Annotated in this window: 20 protein-coding genes; 7 read left to right on the top strand and 13 right to left on the bottom strand. The window is 57.4% G+C overall.

Annotated elements, in window-relative coordinates; all coding sequences use genetic code 11:
* Positions 1–81 precede the first annotated feature (81 nt).
* From ruvB to aspS, 6 genes are all read right to left on the bottom strand, one after another.
* The gene (gene ruvB / locus ACWKX3_RS03035; protein WP_454541246.1) at positions 82–1092 is read right to left on the bottom strand and encodes a Holliday junction branch migration DNA helicase RuvB; all 1011 of its coding nucleotides are present in this window, start codon (positions 1090–1092) and stop codon (positions 82–84) included.
* Positions 1093–1100: 8 nt separating this feature from the next.
* Positions 1101–1712, bottom strand: a complete 612-nt coding sequence (gene ruvA, locus ACWKX3_RS03030) for a Holliday junction branch migration protein RuvA (protein WP_006176047.1) — start codon at positions 1710–1712, stop codon at positions 1101–1103.
* 203 nt (positions 1713–1915) lie between these two features.
* Positions 1916–2437, bottom strand: coding sequence for a crossover junction endodeoxyribonuclease RuvC (gene ruvC / locus ACWKX3_RS03025; protein WP_006176048.1), 522 nt, complete (start codon positions 2435–2437; stop codon positions 1916–1918).
* A gap of 37 nt (positions 2438–2474) precedes the next feature.
* Complete coding sequence (locus tag ACWKX3_RS03020; protein WP_006176049.1) at positions 2475–3215, bottom strand: YebC/PmpR family DNA-binding transcriptional regulator; 741 nt, start codon at positions 3213–3215, stop codon at positions 2475–2477.
* 27 nt (positions 3216–3242) lie between these two features.
* Complete coding sequence (gene nudB, locus ACWKX3_RS03015; RefSeq protein WP_006176050.1) at positions 3243–3686, bottom strand: dihydroneopterin triphosphate diphosphatase; 444 nt, start codon at positions 3684–3686, stop codon at positions 3243–3245.
* Between the two features lies 1 nt (position 3687).
* A complete protein-coding gene (aspS, locus tag ACWKX3_RS03010; RefSeq protein WP_006176051.1) occupies positions 3688–5460 on the bottom strand; it encodes an aspartate--tRNA ligase in 1773 nt (590 codons plus the stop codon).
* A 264-nt stretch (positions 5461–5724) separates the two neighbouring features.
* On the opposite strand from aspS, the gene ACWKX3_RS03005 reads away from it, so the two are divergent.
* From ACWKX3_RS03005 to cmoB, 5 genes are read left to right on the top strand one after another with little or no spacing between them, the layout of a single operon-like run.
* The gene (locus tag ACWKX3_RS03005) at positions 5725–6291 is read left to right on the top strand and encodes a hydrolase (RefSeq protein ID WP_101737464.1); all 567 of its coding nucleotides are present in this window, start codon (positions 5725–5727) and stop codon (positions 6289–6291) included.
* On the top strand, positions 6288–7106 hold the full coding sequence (locus ACWKX3_RS03000) for a DUF72 domain-containing protein (protein WP_058610189.1): 819 nt from the start codon (positions 6288–6290) through the stop codon (positions 7104–7106). The genes ACWKX3_RS03005 and ACWKX3_RS03000 overlap by 4 nt, the downstream gene beginning before the upstream one ends.
* 51 nt (positions 7107–7157) lie before the next feature.
* Positions 7158–7553 carry an MAPEG family protein gene (locus tag ACWKX3_RS02995; RefSeq protein WP_006176055.1) on the top strand — a complete coding sequence of 132 codons (396 nt, stop codon included), beginning with the start codon at positions 7158–7160 and terminating at the stop codon, positions 7551–7553.
* Positions 7554–7593: 40 nt separating this feature from the next.
* Positions 7594–8337 (top strand): carboxy-S-adenosyl-L-methionine synthase CmoA, encoded by a 744-nt coding sequence (gene cmoA, locus ACWKX3_RS02990; RefSeq protein ID WP_006176056.1) that lies wholly within the window; start codon positions 7594–7596, stop codon positions 8335–8337.
* On the top strand, positions 8334–9305 hold the full coding sequence (cmoB, locus tag ACWKX3_RS02985) for a tRNA 5-methoxyuridine(34)/uridine 5-oxyacetic acid(34) synthase CmoB (protein ID WP_006176057.1): 972 nt from the start codon (positions 8334–8336) through the stop codon (positions 9303–9305). The genes cmoA and cmoB overlap by 4 nt, the downstream gene beginning before the upstream one ends.
* 194 nt (positions 9306–9499) lie before the next feature.
* On the opposite strand, the gene cutC is transcribed toward cmoB, so the two are convergent.
* Together cutC and ACWKX3_RS02975 are read right to left on the bottom strand one after the other, a co-directional pair.
* Positions 9500–10243 carry a copper homeostasis protein CutC gene (gene cutC, locus ACWKX3_RS02980; protein WP_006176059.1) on the bottom strand — a complete coding sequence of 248 codons (744 nt, stop codon included), beginning with the start codon at positions 10241–10243 and terminating at the stop codon, positions 9500–9502.
* A 69-nt stretch (positions 10244–10312) separates the two neighbouring features.
* Complete coding sequence (locus ACWKX3_RS02975) at positions 10313–10882, bottom strand: VOC family protein (RefSeq protein WP_454541245.1); 570 nt, start codon at positions 10880–10882, stop codon at positions 10313–10315.
* A 239-nt stretch (positions 10883–11121) separates the two neighbouring features.
* On the opposite strand from ACWKX3_RS02975, the gene argS reads away from it, so the two are divergent.
* Positions 11122–12855 carry an arginine--tRNA ligase gene (gene argS, locus ACWKX3_RS02970; RefSeq protein WP_454541244.1) on the top strand — a complete coding sequence of 578 codons (1734 nt, stop codon included), beginning with the start codon at positions 11122–11124 and terminating at the stop codon, positions 12853–12855.
* Between the two features lie 122 nt (positions 12856–12977).
* Complete coding sequence (locus ACWKX3_RS02965; RefSeq protein ID WP_454541243.1) at positions 12978–14300, top strand: IS4 family transposase; 1323 nt, start codon at positions 12978–12980, stop codon at positions 14298–14300.
* Between the two features lie 32 nt (positions 14301–14332).
* Here ACWKX3_RS02965 and bglB read toward each other — a convergent pair whose 3' ends face one another.
* The 5 genes from bglB to flhB all read right to left on the bottom strand — a co-directional run bounded on the left by bglB (position 14333) and on the right by flhB (position 20933).
* Positions 14333–15472, bottom strand: coding sequence for a beta-galactosidase BglB (gene bglB / locus ACWKX3_RS02960; protein ID WP_454541242.1), 1140 nt, complete (start codon positions 15470–15472; stop codon positions 14333–14335).
* Between the two features lie 4 nt (positions 15473–15476).
* A complete protein-coding gene (locus tag ACWKX3_RS02955) occupies positions 15477–17060 on the bottom strand; it encodes an MFS transporter (protein WP_006176064.1) in 1584 nt (527 codons plus the stop codon).
* Between the two features lie 261 nt (positions 17061–17321).
* Positions 17322–17714: a flagellar protein FlhE gene (gene flhE, locus ACWKX3_RS02950; RefSeq protein WP_236346240.1), complete on the bottom strand. Its 393-nt coding sequence runs from the start codon at positions 17712–17714 to the stop codon at positions 17322–17324.
* On the bottom strand, positions 17714–19792 hold the full coding sequence (gene flhA, locus ACWKX3_RS02945) for a flagellar biosynthesis protein FlhA (RefSeq protein WP_006176067.1): 2079 nt from the start codon (positions 19790–19792) through the stop codon (positions 17714–17716). Before flhA ends, flhE begins: the two co-directional genes overlap by 1 nt.
* Positions 19785–20933 carry a flagellar biosynthesis protein FlhB gene (gene flhB, locus ACWKX3_RS02940; protein WP_006176068.1) on the bottom strand — a complete coding sequence of 383 codons (1149 nt, stop codon included), beginning with the start codon at positions 20931–20933 and terminating at the stop codon, positions 19785–19787. Before flhB ends, flhA begins: the two co-directional genes overlap by 8 nt.
* Positions 20934–21075: the final 142 nt, after the last annotated feature.

Raw genomic sequence — 21075 nt, 5'->3', positions numbered from 1 at the left:
GGTGACGCTTCGTTTACCGGGGCGACAAAATCAACAGAATACCCGTAAGCCGGATAAGGCGAAGCCGCCATCCGGCATGATTTATGGCATTGTCGGCGGCGTAATCCCGAAATGATCCCACGCCCGCACCGTCGCCATTCGCCCGCGCGGGGTGCGCTGTAAGAACCCCTGCTGGATCAGATACGGCTCGAGCACGTCCTCAATCGTTTCACGCTCTTCCCCGATTGCCGCGGCAAGGTTATCCAGCCCCACCGGCCCACCGAAGAATTTATCCAGGATCGCCAGCAGCAGCTTGCGGTCCATGTAGTCAAAGCCTTCTGCATCGACATTCAGCATATCCAGCGCCTGGGCTGCAATATCGGCTGAGATCGAACCATCGTGCTTCACTTCGGCGAAATCACGCACACGACGCAGCAGACGGTTAGCGATTCGCGGCGTGCCACGGGAGCGTTTCGCCACCTCGTAAGCCCCTTCTTCGCTCATCTCCAGCCCCATAAAACGCGCGCTGCGCCCCACGATGTGCTGGAGATCCGGCACCTGGTAAAACTCCAGACGCTGAACAATGCCGAAGCGGTCACGCAGGGGCGACGTCAGGGAGCCGGCGCGGGTGGTTGCGCCAATCAGGGTGAACGGCGGCAGGTCAATCTTGATTGAGCGCGCCGCCGGGCCTTCGCCGATCATGATATCCAGCTGATAATCTTCCATCGCCGGATAGAGCACCTCTTCCACCACCGGTGACAGACGGTGGATCTCATCGATAAACAAGACGTCGTGCGGTTCGAGGTTGGTGAGCATCGCCGCGAGATCGCCCGCTTTCTCCAGCACCGGGCCGGAGGTGGTGCGCAGGTTGACGCCCATTTCGTTGGCGACGATGTTCGCCAGCGTGGTTTTCCCTAACCCCGGCGGGCCAAAAATCAGCAGGTGATCGAGCGCGTCGCCGCGCAGTTTGGCCGCCTGGATGAAGATTTCCATCTGAGAGCGAACCTGCGGCTGGCCGATATATTCATCCAGCAATTTGGGGCGGATCGCGCGGTCCACCACATCTTCTGGCATACTGCTGACGGCCGATACCAGACGGTCTGCTTCAATCATCCTTTACCTCACAATGCAGCGCGCAGCGCTTCACGAATCAGAGTTTCACTGCCGGCATCCGGTTTGGCCACTTTACTTACCATACGGCTGGCTTCCTGAGGTTTATAGCCCAGCGCCACCAGCGCGGCAACTGCTTCCTGTTCCGCATCATCCGATGACGGCGCGCCCGGCGAGGTGAGTACCAGGTCAGCGGCAGGGGTAAACAGATCGCCATGCAGGCCTTTGAAGCGGTCTTTCATTTCGACAATCAGGCGTTCTGCGGTTTTTTTACCGATACCCGGCAGCTTAATCAGCGCGGCGGGATCTTCACGCTCAACGGCATTCACAAACTGCGGCGCAGACATCCCGGACAGGATCGCCAGCGCCAGTTTTGGGCCCACGCCGTTGGTTTTAATTAACTCACGGAACAGCATCCGCTCTTGTTTGTTGTTGAAGCCATAGAGCAGCTGAGCATCTTCACGCACCACGAACTGCGTAAAAACTATCGCCTCTTTACCTGCGTCAGGCAGCTCATAGAAGCAGGTCATCGGCATATGGACTTCATAGCCCACGCCACCCACTTCCAGCAGCACTAACGGGGGTTGTTTTTCAAGGATGATGCCTCTGAGTCTGCCTATCACATGACGCTCCTGCGTTCTGGAAAATGTTTGCTGGACATATACCCTAAATAATTCGAGTTGTAGGAAGGCGGCAAGGGAGTGAATCCCCAGGAGCTTACATGAGTAAGTGACTGGGGTGAACGAGTGCAGCCAACGCACATACAACTTGAAGTATGACGGGTATAATAAAAAAAGGCTGGATGTTTATCCAGCCTGATTTACTATTATCGTAACCTGCCTCTCGCCAGATTAAGCCGCGACTCGCTCATCTGCATCGCATTCTGGCTGACGTGGCAATGGGTTATTGCAATCGCCAGCGCATCGGCGGCATCGGCCTGCGGGTTAGCGGGAAGCTTCAGCAAGGTACGCACCATGTGCTGCACCTGGCTTTTTTCCGCGCTACCTATGCCGACCACCGTCTGCTTGACCTGTCTTGCCGCATACTCGAACACGGGCAAATCCTGGTTCACGGCGGCAACAATTGCCACACCGCGCGCCTGGCCCAGCTTGAGTGCTGAATCGGCGTTTTTCGCCATAAAGACCTGCTCGATGGCGAAATAGTCAGGCTGGAACTGGGTGATAATCTCCGACACGCCTGCATAAATCAGCTTCAGGCGTGACGGCAAATCGTCGACCTTTGTGCGAATGCAGCCGCTGCCCAGATAGGTTAACTGGCGTCCAACCTGACGGATGACGCCATAACCGGTGATGCGCGAGCCGGGGTCAATCCCAAGGATTATCGACATCGCGCGTCTCCACTTACGACAAGGTTAAGCCACGCCATTACAGCGTTGCCGCCACCTCATCAGAGATTTCACCGTTGTGGTACACTTCCTGCACGTCGTCGCAATCTTCAAGCATGTCGATCAGACGCAGCAGTTTTGGTGCCGTTTCAGCATCCATGTCTGCTTTGGTAGACGGGATCATAGAGACTTCAGCGTTGTCCGCTTTCAGGCCCGCCGCTTCCAGCGCGTCACGCACGGCACCCATCTCTTCCCACGCGGTATACACGTCGATAGCGCCGTCGTCGTAGGTCACCACGTCTTCCGCACCCGCTTCCAGCGCAGCTTCCATGATCACATCTTCATCGCCTTTCTCAAACGAGATCACGCCTTTTTTGCTGAACAGGTAAGCCACGGAGCCGTCGGTACCCAGGTTGCCACCGGTTTTGGTGAACGCATGGCGCACTTCGGCAACGGTACGGTTACGGTTGTCGGACAGGCATTCCACCATGACCGCAGTACCGCCAGGGCCGTAACCTTCATAAATGATGGTTTCCATGTTCGCGTCTTCATCACCGCCCACGCCGCGTGCGATAGCACGGTTCAGGGTGTCACGCGTCATGTTGTTGGACAGCGCTTTATCAACCGCTGCGCGCAGGCGAGGGTTAGACGCCGGATCGCCGCCGCCCAGACGTGCTGCCGTTACCAGCTCACGAATGATTTTGGTAAAGATTTTACCGCGCTTGGCATCCTGTGCCGCTTTGCGGTGTTTGGTGTTGGCCCACTTACTATGACCTGCCATAAAAAGTTCTCCAAAAATCGCGCCTTCTCAGGCAGCGTTAATTACAAATTCTTCAATCGCCTGCCGGTTGCTCCACGACTTGGTCAGCGCGGCGGCATCCGTCGCGTTCACCCAGCGGTAGGTCAGGTGTTCCGTGAACACGATCTCCCGTTCGTGGGGGAGCGCGAGACAGAACCACGATTCCGTATTGCGCTCAATCCCCGGCGCATAGCGATGACGTAAATGGCTAAAAATTTCAAACTCCACCGTGCGCTGACAGTCCTTCAGGGTCAGTTGCTCACTGGCAACGTCAATCGTGACCTCTTCCTTTACTTCACGCGCGGCGGCCTGCGACGCGGTCTCCCCCTCTTCCAGGCTGCCGGTAACCGACTGCCAGAAATCAGGGTCGTCACGCCGCTGCAACATCAGCACCCGCTTCGTATCTTCTGCATAAATGACCACCAGAACAGAAACGGGACGCTTATATGCCATATCAGTTTTTCTCGTCCTTCTTCACCACTTCAATGCCTAACTCAGCCAGTGAAGCCGGGTTAGCAAAGCTTGGTGCTTCGGTCATCAGACACGCAGCAGCCGTGGTTTTCGGGAAGGCGATAACATCGCGAATGTTGTCGGTGCCGGTCAGCAGCATGGTCAGACGGTCAAGACCGAATGCCAGACCCGCGTGCGGCGGCGTACCGTATTTCAGGGCGTCCAGCAGGAAGCCGAACTTCTCGCGCTGCTCCTGCTCGTTAATGCCCAGAATACCGAACACGGTCTGCTGCATCTCGCCGCTGTGAATACGCACGGAACCCCCGCCCACTTCGTAGCCGTTGATGACCATGTCATAGGCGTTCGCTACCGCCTCTTCAGGGGCCGCTTTCAGCTCTGCCGCCGTCATGTCTTTTGGCGAGGTGAACGGGTGGTGCATTGCGGTCAGGCCGCCTTCGCCGTCGTCTTCAAACATCGGGAAGTCGATAACCCACAGCGGTGCCCATTTGGTTTCGTCGGTCAGACTCAGGTCTTTGCCGAGCTTCAGACGCAGCGCGCCCATCGCATCCGCAACGACTTTTTTGTTGTCTGCGCCGAAGAAGATCATATCGCCGTCCTGCGCGCCGGTGCGCTCAAGGATCGCTTCTACAATGTCCGCGTTCAGGAACTTCGCCACCGGGCTGGTGATACCGTCCAGGCCTTTCGCGCGTTCGGTCACTTTAATATAGGCCAGGCCTTTCGCGCCGTAGATTTTGATGAAATTGCCGTAGTCGTCAATCTGCTTACGGCTTAAGCTGGCACCGCCCGGTACGCGCAGGGCAGCCACACGGCCTTTGGCATCATTAGCCGGGCCAGCAAAGACCGCGAACTCAACGGATTTCACCAGGTCCGCCACGTCCACCAGCTCCATCGGGTTACGCAGGTCTGGTTTGTCGGAGCCGTAGCGACGCTCGGCTTCGGCGAAGGTCATGACAGGGAAGTCGCCCAGCTCAACGCCTTTGACGTCGTTCCACAGGCCGCGCACCAGCGCTTCCATCACTTCACGCACCTGCTCGGCGGTCATGAAGGAGGTTTCCACATCGATCTGGGTAAATTCTGGCTGACGGTCAGCACGCAGGTCTTCGTCGCGGAAGCATTTTACAATCTGATAGTATCGATCGAAGCCGGACATCATCAGCAGCTGTTTGAACAGCTGAGGAGACTGCGGCAGCGCGTAGAACTTGCCTTTATGAACGCGGGACGGGACCAGGTAATCGCGCGCGCCTTCCGGCGTGGCTTTGGTCAGCATCGGGGTTTCGATATCCAGAAAACCGTGGTCATCCATAAAGCGGCGCACCAGGCTGGTGATTTTCGCACGGGTCTTCAGGCGCTGAGCCATTTCCGGGCGACGCAGATCCAGGTAGCGGTATTTCAGGCGTGCTTCTTCGGTGTTGACGTGGTTGGAGTCCAGCGGCAGCGCTTCGGCACGGTTGATGATGACCAGATCGGAGGCCAGCACTTCAACTGCGCCCGTCGCCATCTCTGCATTGACGTTTTTCTCGTCACGCGCACGCACGGTGCCGGTTACCTGGATGCAGAACTCATTACGCAGCTCAGACGCCAGCTTCAACGCCTCTGCGCGATCGGGATCGAAGAACACCTGAACAATGCCTTCGCGGTCGCGCATATCGATAAAGATAAGGCTACCGAGATCGCGACGGCGATTGACCCAACCACACAGGGTAACCTGCTGCCCGACGTGGGACTGACGCAGCTGCCCGCAATATTCTGTACGCATGAGATATCCCTTAATTAGCCGCAGGCTAAATGTTGCCTGATGTACAGGCTACTATGTCGCAGCTTTCTGTATGTCACAACTGGATGAAAAAAGGCGGCTATTATACTGGAAATTCCGCCCGACGATAAGAGCGAAGCACGGTCTGACGGTGGTTTGCTGCGCTCTAATTGCGCATTCTCACAAAAATTAACAAAATTATCCGCCCGATAACAGGGAATAACGTCGTAAGGTGTAACCAAAGCGATTCATTTAACTGGAGTTACTATGTTCACACTTGATGCCACCAAAACTGCACTTGTCGTCATTGATTTGCAGGAAGGGATCCTCCCTTTTGCCGGTGGTCCGCATACTGCTGACGAGGTGGTGAGCCGTGCCGCTCGCCTGGCGGAAAAATGCCGCGCCAGCGGTGCGCCCGTGGTCATGGTGCGCGTAGGCTGGTCAGCCGACTTCGCCGAAGCGCTGAAGCAGCCTGTCGACGCGCAGGCCCCGGCGCACGCGCTGCCGGAAAACTGGTGGACCTATCCAGAGTCTCTCGGTAAACGCGACAGCGACCTTGAAGTGACCAAACGCCAGTGGGGCGCGTTCTACGGTACCGATCTTGAGCTGCAGCTGCGCCGCCGCGGGATCGACACCATCATCCTGTGCGGGATCTCCACCAATATCGGCGTGGAATCCACCGCGCGCAACGCCTGGGAACTGGGTTTTAACCTGGTCATCGCTGAGGATGCCTGTAGCGCCGCCTCTTCTGAACAGCATCAGGGCAGCATGACCCACATCTTCCCGCGCATTGGCCGCGTGCGCAGCACGGACGAGATTTTAAACGCGCTATGATGTACGTGGGCCTGCCTCAGTGGTCGCACCCGAAGTGGGTGCGCCTTGGCATCACCAGCCTTGAAGAGTATGCCCGACACTTCAACTGCGTGGAGGGAAATACCACGCTTTATGCCCTGCCTCGCGCCGAAATTGTCGCGCGCTGGCGCGAGCAGACCACCGACGCGTTTCGCTTCTGCTTTAAATTCCCGGCAACCATCTCGCACACCGCCGCCCTGCGCAACTGCGGTGATTTAACCGAAGAGTTTTTCACCCGGATGTCGCCGCTGGCTAACCGCATCGGGCAGTACTGGCTCCAGCTTCCCGCGGTCTTTGGCCCGCGCGATCTGCCTGCGCTGTGGCAGTTTCTTGATGCCCTGCCCCGGGAATTCACCTACGGTGTAGAGGTCAGGCATCCCGAGTTCTTTGCCAAAGGCGAGGCGGAGAAAGCGCTGAACCGCGGGCTGCACGACCGGGGCATTAACCGCGTCATTCTCGATTCCAGACCGGTACACAGCGCGATCCCCCACAGTGAAGCCATTATTGACGCCCAGCGTAAAAAGCCCAAAGTCCCGGTGCATGCGGTGCTGACCGCCGCTAACCCGATGGTCCGGTTTATCGGCAGCGATAACATGCAGCAAAATCGTGAATTGTTTAGCGTCTGGCTGCAAACGTTGCCGAAATGGGAGCAAACCACCACGCCGTATCTGTTTTTACACACCCCCGATATCGCCCAGGCCCCTGAACTGGTCGATGCTCTCTGGCAGGCCTTGCAGGCTGCGGTTCCGTCTGTCGGCAGCGCCCCCGCCATTCCACAACAATCTTCTCTTTTCTGAAATCACCCCCTATCATAGAGACGTACCATCTGCCAAAAACAGGGAGTTAGTATGGTCAGCGCGCTGTATGCGGTGTTAGGTGCATTACTGCTGATTAAGTTTTCATTTGATGTTGTGCGCCTGAGAATGCAATACCGCGTCTCCTACGGTGACGGTGGGTTCTCTGAACTGCAAAGTGCCATCCGCATTCACGGCAATGCGGTCGAGTACATCCCCGTAGCATTAATTATGCTGCTGTTTATGGAGATGAACGGTGCGGAGACCTGGATGGTTCACGTCTGTGGTTTACTGCTAATTGCGGGCCGGTTGATGCACTACTACGGCTTCCACCAGCGCCTGTTCCGCTGGCGTCGTTCCGGCATGAGCGCGACATGGGCCTCGCTTTTGCTGATGGTGCTGGCTAACCTTTGGTATATGCCGTGGGAGTTGGTTTTCTCCTTGCGTTAGCGCACAATACGCCCCTTTATTTTTCCCGGATTTTTACGTTATGTCAGATCGCGACACGCTTTTTTCCGCGCCTATCGCCAGCCTGGGCGACTGGACCTTTGATGAACGGGTAGCCGAAGTCTTCCCGGATATGATCCAGCGCTCTGTTCCCGGATATTCCAATATCATCTCGATGATCGGCATGCTGGCTGAACGCTTCGTTCAACCCGGCACGCAGGTCTATGACCTGGGCTGTTCGCTCGGCGCGGCAACGCTGTCGGTACGTCGTAACGTTCGCCATGACGGATGCAAAATCATTGCCGTCGACAACTCGCCTGCCATGGTGGAACGCTGCCGCCGACACATCGACGCCTATAAAGCCCCGACACCGGTAGAGGTTGTGGAAGGTGATATTCGCGATATCGACATCTCGAATGCGTCGATGGTGGTACTGAATTTTACCCTGCAGTTCCTGGTGCCTGAAGACCGCCAGCTGTTGCTGGATAAAATTTATCAGGGTCTGAATCCGGGCGGCGCGCTGGTGCTCTCTGAGAAGTTTAGCTTTGAAGACAAGGACGTAGGCGAGCTGCTGTTCAATATGCACCACGATTTCAAACGTGCAAACGGCTACAGCGAGCTGGAGATCAGCCAGAAGCGCAGCATGCTCGAAAACGTCATGCTCACGGATTCCGTTGAAACACACAAAGCCCGACTGCGTCAGTCAGGGTTTGAGCACAGCGAACTGTGGTTCCAGTGCTTTAACTTTGGCTCGCTGGTCGCCCTGAAAGCTGAGGATGTCGCATGATCGAGTTCGGCAATTTCTATCAGCTGATTGCGAAAAATCATCTCTCCCACTGGCTGGAAACCCTGCCTGCGCAGATCGCTACCTGGCAGCGGGACCAGCAGCACGGCCTGCTGAAGCAGTGGTCTAACGCGGTGGAGTTTCTGCCGGAGCTGACCCCGCACCGTCTGGACCTGCTGCACAGCGTCACCGCGGAAAGCGATGCACCGCTGTCCGAGGGGCAACGAAACCGTATTGAAACGCTGATGCGTAACCTGATGCCGTGGCGCAAAGGGCCGTTCTCGCTGTATGGCGTGAACATCAATACCGAATGGCGTTCTGACTGGAAATGGGATCGCGTTCTGCCCCACCTGTCGGACCTCACCGGGCGCACGATCCTGGACGTCGGCTGTGGCAGCGGCTACCACATGTGGCGCATGATTGGCGCAGGCGCGCACCTGGCGGTGGGTATCGACCCGATGCAGCTGTTCCTGTGCCAGTTCGAAGCGGTGCGTAAACTGCTGGGCAACGACCAGCGCGCCCACCTGCTGCCGCTGGGCATTGAGCAACTCCCTGCCCTGAAAGCGTTCGACACGGTGTTCTCCATGGGCGTGCTGTATCACCGTCGCTCCCCGCTGGAGCACCTGTGGCAGCTGAAGGATCAGCTGGTCAGCGGCGGCGAACTGGTGCTGGAAACGCTGGTGGTGGAAGGCGACGAGCACACCGTGCTGGTTCCGGGCGATCGTTATGCGCAGATGCGAAACGTCTACTTTATTCCGTCCGCGCTGGCGCTGAAAAACTGGCTCGAGAAGTGCGGGTTTGTGGATGTCCGTATTGCGGATGTCTGCGTGACCTCCATCGAAGAGCAGCGCCGCACCGACTGGATGATCACCGAATCGCTGGAGCAGTTCCTCGACCCGGACGACCACAGCAAGACCGTCGAAGGCTATCCGGCACCGATGCGCGCGGTGTTGATAGCGACAAAGCCGTAGATTTTGCCCCCTCACCCCGGCCCTCTCCCCAAAGGGGCGAGGGAGAAAAGACCGCACCGTACAGTCCCCTCTCCTCTTTGGGGAGAGGGTTAGGGTGAGGGGGATAAAAAAAGGCCCCTGTTGAAATTGCAGGGGCCTGGTACAAGCAAGCATCATATTGGGCGACATGATGCGCGGTAAAAATCGGTACGTTGCTACACGTGATGACGTTCAATCAGCGATTTCATTACCGCAACCGACTCTCCATCTACACCGTAGCGCGAGTACTCATCCGCTTCAGCATCCGTCGACATAGACAACCCTGTATTGCGATAACGCATGGGTGACGGTATCCATTTCCCCGCTGAGCTGTGAAGCTCTTCTACCCCTGCGTTTAAAAACAGTTCCAGATTGCTGGCGCGTACTCCTGCGCCCGCCATAATGATTGGAACACCGGAATGTGCTTTTAGTTCCGTAATTAATTGCAGTCCTTTTTCAGCGGATGCTTGCTGGCCGGACGTCAGGACGCGGGCCACGCCAAGTTCCGCCAGCGTATCAAAGGCTTGAAGAGGTGCTTTACACATATCAAACGCGCGATGAAAGGTGACGGCCATCCCCTTTGCGGCCGCCATCACCTGGCGCATGCGGGGAAGATCGACATTGCCGTCTTCATCAAGCAGGCCGGTCACCAGCCCAGGGAAGCCCAGGTCGCGCACGAGGGCGATATCATCAAGCATGGCACTGAATTCACCCGCTGTGTAACAAAAATCACCGCCGCGCGGGCGGACGATCGGGTGTACCGGGATCGTGACGTCCCGGCGGGCAGATTTCAGCACGCCGTACGACGGCGTCAGCCCGCCCTCTTTCGGTGCCGCACAGAGTTCAATGCGATCGGCCCCGTGCTTTTGCGCCGTAACGGCACACTCCACGCTGTAACAACAAATCTCCAGCAGCGCCATCTTTTCCTCCCTAAAATCGATTCAACACGCTATCGTGACACGCTCACCGCACGGGGTCTTCGCGTAGCGTCACAACTCTGATGCTTCGCTGGCGACAATCTGCTCTATCGTCCACGGATGAAACTTCACCGTCACCTGCCCGTCGGTGACCGCCAGCGTCGGGTTAGGCAAACGCTCGCGTTCGCCTTTCGGGGAACTCGTTTTGACAAAGATCCCCGGCTTGCTTAAGCCTTCGTCAGATAACAGCGCCAGCGCACGGGCATTCAGGCCGTCAGGATCGCCCGGCAGAACAATTTCGATATGCTCCCAGCCTTCGTGCGGATAGCGTTTTTCACCCGGCCAGGGCAGTTCCACCACCGTGAAGCGCCAGTGCGCCACACAGACCGGTTCATGCAGTTTGAACAGACAAATTGGCCGCCCGTTAATGATGTTTTCAGAAAGCAACTCGCCGCACTGTTCAAATCCACGACGCCAGCGCTCGGCCGTCGCGTTTTGATGGCAGCGTAAAGAGATGTGATCGGCCTCAAGCGGTGCAATATCCAGACCGAGGCGGGTGGCAAGTTCTGTGAACGCCTGGGTGAAGCGCGGTAAATCTGCGGAAATATCATGCAGTTCGTCAATGGAGTGCCAGTTCGCCATACGTCAGTCTCTTTTCGGGTCGCAAAGCCGCTAATTTACTCTGTTGCCCGCCGTCAACCAACCGCAGATTCGGGGTTTTTATTACTGCATGATTATGCACACCTTCTTAGCCTGGATTCTGAGCAATCTTCAGCCCCCGCAGGGCTGACGCACGCGGGCATTTGCAGTATACTCGCGCCCTAAATTCTTTAACTGGTGTGGGTGGATGTTAACCCGCAGCAAAAACGTAAGGTATCCAGGTGAATATTCAGGCTCTTCTCTCAGAAAAAGTCAGTCAGGCACTGATTGCCGCAGGTGCGCCTGCGGATTGCGAACCGCAGGTTCGTCAGTCAGCAAAAGTACAGTTTGGCGACTATCAGGCTAACGGCGTGATGGCAGTGGCTAAAAAACTGGGCATGCCACCGCGACAGCTCGCTGAGCAGGTACTGACGCATCTGGATCTCACCGGCATTGCCAGCAATACCGAAATTGCCGGCCCCGGCTTTATCAACATCTTCCTGGAGCCTGCGTTCCTGGCAAGCCACGTTGACGCGGCGCTGAAATCTGACCGTCTGGGTGTTTCCCAGCCAGAGCCGCAGACCATCGTGATCGACTACTCCGCCCCGAACGTGGCGAAAGAGATGCACGTGGGCCACCTGCGCTCCACCATCATCGGTGATGCCGCCGTGCGCACCAACGAGTTCCTCGGCCACAAGGTGATCCGTGCGAACCACGTGGGCGACTGGGGTACACAGTTCGGCATGCTGATTGCTTACCTGGAAAAACAGCAGCAGGAAAACGCGGGTGAAATGGCGCTGGCAGACCTGGAAGGGTTCTACCGTGAAGCCAAAAAACACTACGATGAAGACGAAGCCTTCGCCGAGCGCGCGCGCAGCTACGTAGTAAAACTGCAGGGCGGCGATCAGTACTTCCTCGAGATGTGGCGCAAGCTGGTGGATATCACCATGTCCCAGAACCAGCTCACCTACAACCGCCTGAACGTCACGCTGACCCGTGACGACGTGATGGGTGAAAGCCTGTACAACCCAATGCTGCCGGGTATTGTGGCGGATCTGAAAGCCAAAAACCTGGCGGTTGAGAGCGAAGGCGCAACGGTGGTGTTCCTTGATGAGTACAAAAACAAGGAAGGCGAACCGATGGGCGTGATCATCCAGAAAAAGGATGGCGGCTACCTCTACACTACTACCGATATCGCCTGCGCAAAATACCGCTACGAAACCCTGCACGCCGACCGCGTGCTGTACTACATCGATTCCCGTCAGCACCAGCACCTGATGCAGGCGTGGACTATCGTGCGTAAAGCGGGCTACGTGCCTGATTCCGTTCCGCTGGAACACCACATGTTCGGCATGATGCTGGGCAAAGACGGCAAGCCGTTCAAAACCCGCGCCGGTGGCACGGTTAAGCTTTCAGACCTGCTGGACGAAGCGCTGGAACGCGCCCGCCGTCTGGTGGCCGAGAAGAACCCGGACATGCCTGCCGATGAGCTGGAAAAACTGGCGAACGCCGTCGGTATCGGTGCGGTGAAATACGCGGATCTCTCCAAGAACCGCACCACCGACTACATCTTCGACTGGGATAACATGCTGGCGTTTGAAGGTAACACGGCACCGTACATGCAGTACGCTTACACCCGCGTGCTCTCGGTGTTCCGCAAAGCCAATATCGACGAAAGCGCGCTGGCTAACGCCACGGTCGCCATCACGGAAGATCGTGAAGCGCAGTTGGCCGCGCGTCTGCTGCAGTTCGAAGAGACGCTGGCGGTTGTCGCGCGTGACGGCACCCCGCACGTGATGTGTTCCTATCTGTACGATCTCGCAGGCCTGTTCTCTGGCTTCTACGAGCACTGCCCTATCCTGTCGGCAGAGAGCGACTCGGTGCGCAACAGCCGCCTAAAGCTGGCGCAGCTTACGGCGAAGACCCTGAAGCTGGGTCTGGATACCCTGGGTATCGAAACCGTAGAACGGATGTAAAAGCAGAACGTATGTAAAAAAAGAAACCCGGCCATGGCCTAATGCCGATCATTTAAGGATCGGTTGACCGATCCGGTGGCTGGTGTAAAAAGGGTTCATGTTTCTGCATGGACCCTTTTTAAATGGAACTTTCACAGGCACTCGGCATTATTAATGTCACCTCCCCTGAGCACGCACGCAGCCTCTCTGATCTCATTCCCGCTGAATTCATTCAGAAGGCGTTAACGCTGACTGATACTGTCACGCTCCGTAAACGCAAACTGCCTCTTGAATCCCTGATCTGGCTTGTCGTTGGCATGTCCATCTTCTGCAATCGTCCCATGACCGAAATCGTGAATCTGATGGATATCACTGACAGGACCGGTGAACCCTTCACCGCCCGCAGCTCAGTCATTCAGCGCCGAAAAACACTCGGGGAAGATGCCGTGCGGGAGTTGTTCAGCATTACGCAGCAGCACTGGAATGAACAGGCGGCCCATCCGAAATGGCACGGCCTGAACCTGTTTGCCGTGGATGGTGTCGTCTGGCGTACACCAGACACGCCGGAAAACAGCGCAGCCTTCAGCAGACCTGCCGGGAGCAACGGTCCCGGTGGCTATCCGCAGGTCCGGATGGTCTGCCTGATGGAGCTCAGCAGTCATCTGATTAACGCCAGCGCCTTTGACAGCGAAAACGTCAGCGAAATGCGGCTGGCAGCGCAGCTGGCAGAGAAAGCACCGGATACAAGTATCACACTGTTTGATAAAGGATTTTACTCCCCGGGACTGCTTCATCACTGGCAGATGTCAGGAGAAAAACGCCACTGGCTTCTGCCGCTGAAAAAAAACACACAATATGAAGTCGTGCGCAAACTGGGACGTGGCGACGAACTTGTGGAACTGAGAACCAGCCCGCAGGCCCGGAAACAGTGGCCTGCGCTCCCCGAACGGTTCACGGCAAGGTTGCTGACCCGAACGGTTGACGGCAGGGAAAGACAGGTCCTGACATCCCTGACAGACCAGAATCGCTATCCGGGCAATGATATCAGTGAGTTATATCGCCACCGGTGGGAAATTGAACTGGGTTACCGGGAAGCGAAACAGGGGATGCTGGACAGCCGCTGGACGTTACGGAGCAGGTTGCCGGAGCTGGTGCGGCAGGAGTTATGGGGTGTGCTGCTGACTTACAATCTGGTGAGGTACCAGATGGTAAGGATGGCGTTCGAACTGAAAGGCGATTATCTGCCTTATCAGCTGAGCTTTAGCGGCTCAGTAAGTGAAATCACCAGGCTGCTGATAACGTTACCCTGGGCTTCACCGGGTAAGATGCCGGGCGAGTTAAGGACGTTGTATGAAAAAGCAAAATGGCTGGTATTACCGGGAAGAAGAGACCGAAGTTACCCCCGGGAAATAAGAACAAAAGCCCAGAAATATCCGGCGAGAAAAAATGCTGGTCACCTTAAGTGACCAGCATTAGGCCATGGCCGGGTTTTTTATTATCAGAAGTACTTTCGCAAATATTCCGTTAAACACAAAATCGCCATCGCCTGCCCGTACGGCATCGACGTCAGCGGGATCTGCCGGTAGAACTCAAGATCGCTGCCCATCCCCGTCCCGAACGACGTTTGCAGCAGCTCCCCTTCCGGCGAGATATTGTTCACGATACCGCGAATCGCTTTATCGGCGACCTCCGCATACTCCGCTCCGACATAGCGCTTACGCACCGCTTTAAGGATCCCGTAGGCAAACCCTGCCGTGGCCGACGCCTCCAGATACGAGTCAGGATCGTCGAGCAGCGTATGCCACAGCCCGCTGTCGTCCTGACATTTCGCCAGCGCCGCAATTTGTGCATTCAGCACCTGCACCAGATACCGACGCACAGCGTTGTTTTCAGGCAGATCGACCAGCTCAAGGAAGTCCGGGATGACGATTGTCAGCCAGCTGTTGCCGCGCGCCCAGCGGGCACGGGCAAAGTTGTGGTTGCCGTCGTAGTTCCAGCCGTGGAACCACAGGCCGGTTTCCCTGTCCATCAGGTTCTGGACGTGCAGCAGGAACTGATACACCGCCTCTTCCACGTACTCCGGTTTGTTGAGCAGCTTGCCGATTTTCGCCAGTGGTAGCACCGTCATCATCAGCGTGTCGTCCCACATCTGCTGGTGGTTCTCTTCCGCCAGCGTGATGTGCTGCATACCGCCATGCTTGGTACGTGGCATCTCATTCATCGCCCACTCCGCCCAGCTCTCCAGCCACGGCAGCCAGGCCGGATTGCGCGTCTCTTCATAGCGGTAGGCCAGGGTCAGAAACGGCGACATGGTATTGACGTTTTTGGTGGTCGCGCCTTCGGCAAAACGCGCGTCAAACCAGCCGTCAATAATGTCGCGCATCGTCTCGTCGCCGGTCTGGCAGTAGTACTGCCAGATTCCGTACAGCCCCACGCCGTGCGTCCACTCCCAGCCTGCCCAGCCTTTGGTATCGATCACGCGCCCGTCGTCCAGCCGCAGCAGAAACTCGCCGGTTTTGTCGTGGATGTTCACCAGGTTATGGGTCACCTTGTGAATCAACGATTTCAGTTCATCCCGCGCGATAAAACGCGCTGGCTGACACAGTAATGGGCTATGTTTGACAGGCCAAACTTTCATCATCTTAACCTCTGTTGTATGTCGAATTCAGTACCGCGCGATCCTTCAGCGAAGGCGCCGCCGGCTTATTGCGATTCAGATAACCGATGTTGTTATTGCCCCACAGCGATTCGTACGGCATACCGGCCAGCATCTCGACGGTTGCGCGGGCCTGCGGCGTGGCCGTCTCCGGCATGGCGCGCCCCGTCTCGCGCATTTTGGCGGTCTCTTCGCGCAGCGTGCTGTGCGTCTGCAAATTCAGTCTGAAGCGCAGGGAAACCAGGAAGCCGCAGAACAGCACCAGAATGGTTCCCACGCTCAGGATCATCAGAATGGTGTGGCTCACTTCGGCAGGTTGCACCTTCTGCCCGCTCACAAAGCCGGACATCTGCATCACGATACCCACCAGCATCACCGCACCGGCCTGGGAGGCTTTACGGGTCAGGGTCATGATCCCGGCAAAAATCCCCTCACGGCGCTGGCCGGTGATCACTTCATCCACGTCAGCAATGTAGGTGTAAGTGTTCCACGGAACGTAATTGATGCCCCCGCGCCCCAGACCGGCCACGGCTGAAACCAGCAACAGCAGCGAGTAGATATCGCTCAGCCCGGCGTAATAGAGCATCGCGTAGGAGAGCGAGGCCAGCCCAAAGAGCACCACCACCATCCGGTAAGACGGCGCAGGACCAAAACGGATGCACAGCGGGATCATCGCTATCACGGCGATAAACTGGAAAATCGCCATGGTGCCCAGCAGGTTAGAGGCCATTGACGCCTCCTGCATCAGCACGAACACCACGTAATAGGTGAAGACGGCGTTGAACACGTCCTGGGCGATGTAGCCGCCCAGATACATCCCCAGATGCTGGCGGAAAATTTTGATGCGCAGGGTCGAACTTAACTCGACGAAAAGGCGGTTGAGGCTCTGCCCGAGCGTCAGCTTTTTCTTCTCTTCTTCGGCGCGCAGTGCCGCTTCTGACCACTCCTCACGCGGGCGCTCCCAGGTAAAGAACCAGACGAAAATCAGCATCAGCGCGCACAGCACGGAGAAGACCAGGCTTGCATAGAAGAAGGAGACGGCGTTGTCTTTACCGAAGTGGGTCAGCAGAATACCCGGCAGGAAGGAGGCCAGAATGGCGGACATCTGCGCCATAGAGATACGCGCGCCGGAGAACTTGGTTTTCTGTTTGAAGTCATCGGTCATTTCCGGCACCAGCGTTTCGTACGGCACCAGGATCATGGTGTAGACAATATCAAACACCAGGTAGGTCAGCAGGTAGTACCAGAAGCTCATATCCCCGATCCACATCAGGGAGTAGCTGAACACGCACGGAATACCCAGCAGGATAAAGAACTTACGGCGGCCAAAGCGTTTGCCAAGCCAGGTGGTGCCAAAGTTATCGGTCATAAAGCCCATCAGCGGGCTGACAACGGCGTCCAGCACCCTTGCCGCAGCAAAGATAAAGGTCGCCTCGATAGGGGAAAGTCCGCAGAAGGTCGTATAAAAATATAAAAGCCAGGCAGCCGTCAGCGCAGTCGTCCCTGCCCCGAGGAAATCACCTGACCCATAAGCAAGATAATTTGCGAGTCCGATTTTACGTGTTTTCATTGCCGTCAGCCCTAATCAGTTTTAGGAGACTCCCTGTAAGCAAACCTCGTCCGGGAGTTTTTACACGGCTACAGTAAAAGTATCGACCTGTTGAAACCTTTCTGTTTCTGCCATCGCTTCGTCGCGGATGGCAAAAATGCAAAGAGTGTCGTCACGCGTGTCACTGATTTATAAAACAGCGTTTCTATTGCATCAAAAGGCGAGGTCATTTTTGCGAGCCAGCCATCAGAATCGCGCCATGGCTGGCTAAAAGACAGGCAGTTAGCGGTAGTTAACGATGACTGACGTACGCTGAATCTTCAGCGCCGGGATTAAACGCCCACCGCCCGGCACTTCCCAGATAAAGCGTAACGGTTCCACCGCCGGTATGCCGTTGAACGCCTGGGTCGTGCCATTTTCACCGTCGATTTCGGTACAGCGCGTCTGGGAGCACAGACGCACCCGCAGCCCGGCAGGCGTTGGGCCGATCAGCGAGTAATCCCACACCACCAGGGTCATCAGGCCGGAGGCCGGTTCAGGGGGTGCCAGCGGACGTGAGGACATCGCCTCCCCGCGATGGTTCAGCGTCACGCCAACGCTGCTGGCCTGCCACGACCCTTCGCCAGCGGCCTGCGCCACCAGCGGGAAAAGCATGATCCATAGCCACTTACCCATCAGTTCCCTCCTATGGTCGCCGTCATGCGAATATGGCGATTGTCCGACAGCTCAAGGTTTGACAGCACGACCAGCTGATTCAGGCTACGACGCAGGAAGCGAGACAGCAGCGGACGCAGCGCGTGGTTAACCAGCAGAACCGGCGGCGCACCCAGCATCTCCTGGCGCGCCAGCGCCTCCTGCGTCTGGGCCAGCAGACGGTCGGCGAGACCCGGCTCCAGCCCGCCACCGCCCTGCAGGGCCTGCAGCAGCAGACGTTCAAGCGGCGTATCGAGGCCGATGACCTGCACTTCGCCAGTGCCCGGGAACCACTGCTGGGTAATTGCGCGGCCCAGCGCCACACGCACCACTGCCGTCAGCTCGTGCGGGTCGCTCTGAAGCGGCGCATGCTCGGCCAGGGTTTCCAGAATGGTACGCATGTCGCGGATCGGCACCTTTTCGTCGAGCAGGTTTTGCAGCACCTTGTGCAGGGTTGTCAGCGTCAGCACGCCAGGCACCAGGTCTTCGGTCAGCTTCGGCATCTCCTGGGTAACGCGATCCAGCAGCTGCTGCGCCTCCTGACGGCCAAACAGTTCGGCGGAGAACTGGCCGATAAGATGGTTAAGATGGGTCGCCACCACGGTACTGGCTTCCACCACCGTGTAGCCCTGGATCTGCGCCTGCTCTTTCAGCGCGCTCTCGATCCAGATTGCCGCCAGCCCGAAGGCCGGGTCGATCGTCTGCTCTCCGGGCAGCGTGCCCGCCGCCGTGCCGGGGTTGATCGCCAGCCAGCGGCCAGGGTAGGCATCCCCGCTGCCAATCTCCACCCCTTTCATCAGGATGCGATAGCGCGCAGGCGGAAGATCCATGTTGTCACGAATATGAACAACCGGCGGCAGGAAGCCCATGTCCTGAGCGAATTTCTTACGAATACTGCGAATGCGGCCAAGCAGCTCGCCGTCCTGCTGGAAATCGACCATCGGGATCAGGCGATAACCCACCTCCATGCCCAGCGAATCTTCCAGCTGCACGTCGTTCCAGGTTGCCTCCACCGCCTGCGTATTTTCCGGCATTTTGACCGGCGCAGGTTCGGCGGCAGGCGTCATTTCACGCCCGCGCATCCACCAGGCCAGGCCCAGCAGCGCGGCGGTAAACAGCAGGAACACCAGGTTCGGCATTCCCGGCACCAGGCCCAGGAGGCCCAGTACCGCAGCAGCCAGCAGCATTACGCGCGGGTTGCTGAACAACTGCCCCACCATCTGCTCGCCCACGTCCTGATCGGTGCTGACGCGAGTGACGATAACGCCCGCTGCGGTTGAGATCACCAGCGCCGGGATCTGCGCAACCAGGCCGTCACCGATGGTCAGCAGCGTGTAGCTTTCTGCCGCGTGGCCCATGTCCATGCCGTGCTGCAAAACGCCCACCAGCAGGCCGCCCACGACGTTAATCACCATGATCAGGATGCCGGCGATGGCATCTCCGCGCACGAACTTACTCGCACCGTCCATCGAGCCGTAGAAGTCCGCCTCCTGCGTCACCTCCGAGCGGCGCTTTTTGGCCTCATCTTCGGCGATCAGTCCGGCGTTCAGGTCGGCGTCGATCGCCATCTGTTTGCCCGGCATCCCGTCCAGGACGAAACGCGCGCCCACTTCTGCAATACGCCCGGCACCTTTGGTGATGACCATAAAGTTGATGATCACCAGAATGACGAACACCACAATACCGATGGCGAAATTGCCGCCCACGAGGAAGTGGCCGAACGCCTCAACGACCTTACCCGCCGCCGCCGCGCCGGTATGCCCTTCCATCAGGATAATACGGGTGGATGCCACGTTCAGCGCCAGGCGCAGCAGCGTGGTAAACAGCAGAATGGTCGGGAACGCCGCGAACTCCAGGGTGCGCTGGGTGAACATCGCCACCAGCAGCACCATGATGGACAACGCAATGTTGAATGTGAACAGCAGATCGAGGATAAATGCCGGCAGCGGCAGCACCATCATCGACAGAATTAGCAGGATCAGAATCGGTCCGGCAAGGATCTGCCATTGGGTCGATTTCAGGTTGCCGGGCAGGCGCAACATTGCCACCAGATTAGCCATCAGTGTCCTTCTCGTTCAAAAAATCCAGCGCTTCAGGCACCGGTAGGTTCTCAGGTTTCACAGGCCGCTGACCACCGGCTAAACGCCAGCGCTTCAGCTGCCATACCCAGGCCAGCACTTCCGCGACAGCGGCGTAGAGTTGGCCGGGGATCTGTTGTCCAATCTCCGCATGACGGTACAACGCACGCGCCAGCGGAGGCGCTTCAAGAATGGGAACACGGTTTTCCGTGCCGATTTCACGTATACGCAGCGCAATCAGGCCCGCCCCCTTTGCCACCACCTTGGGCGCGCTCATTTTGTTTTCGTCATAGCGCAGCGCCACCGAGTAGTGGGTCGGGTTGGTCACAATGACATCGGCTTTCGGGACGTCTTCCATCATGCGGCGACGGGCAGCCGCGCGCTGCATCTGGCGGATACGCCCCTTAACGTGCGGGTCGCCTTCCATCTGTTTGTATTCGTCGCGGATATCCTGGCGCGACATGCGCAGTTTTTTGAAGTGGCTGTACATCTGGAAGATGACGTCAAACCCCACCATCGGAATGATGCTGAGCACCACCAGCAGGGCGCACAATCCCACCAGGTTCATCGCATTGTTCATGGCGTTGAAGGGGGATTCACTGATAAGGCGCATCATTTCAGGCCAGTGGTGCCAAAGGAAAAACCCGGCGGTACTGCCCATCAGGGCCGATTTCAGGATCGCCTTTACCAGCTCCGCGCCCGTCTGGGCAGAAAACATTTTGGCGATCCCGGGCAGCGGGTTGAGCTTGGAAAATTTGGGTTGCAGCGATTTGCCGCTAAAGACCAGCCCGCCAAGCATCACCGGCGAGACCAGCGCCACCAGCACAACCCCGGAAATCAGCGGAAGCAGCGCAATCATGGCATTTTTCACCAGCAGAATAATTTGGCTCAGGATCAGGTTGGGATCGTTAACCATGCTGTGGTCAAAACGTAATCCGGCAGAGAGCATCCCCGCCAGCCTGCGGGCGAACGACTCCCCTCCCCACCAGATAATGCACACGCCCACCACCAGTATCAGCAGGGATGTCAGTTCTCGGGATCGGGGGACCTGCCCTTCCTCACGCGCTTTTTCAAGTCGGTGGGGTGTGGGGGCTTCCGTTTTGTCGTCGTTATCTTCTGCCACAGTGCCTGCTCGCAGCCCATTAAGTCACGGGTATCATGCCCAAGATTCTTAATTACAATCGTGTAATTAAGCCATCAAAAAGGGGTGAATTATCCCCTTAACGACAATGTTTGTGCTTTCGCCTGACATTTGTTGCGTACTG

This window comes from Enterobacter sp. UPMP2052 (assembly GCF_053709675.1).
Note: the sequence above shows the minus strand (reverse complement) of the source record. Positions and strands in the feature narration are given on the sequence as shown.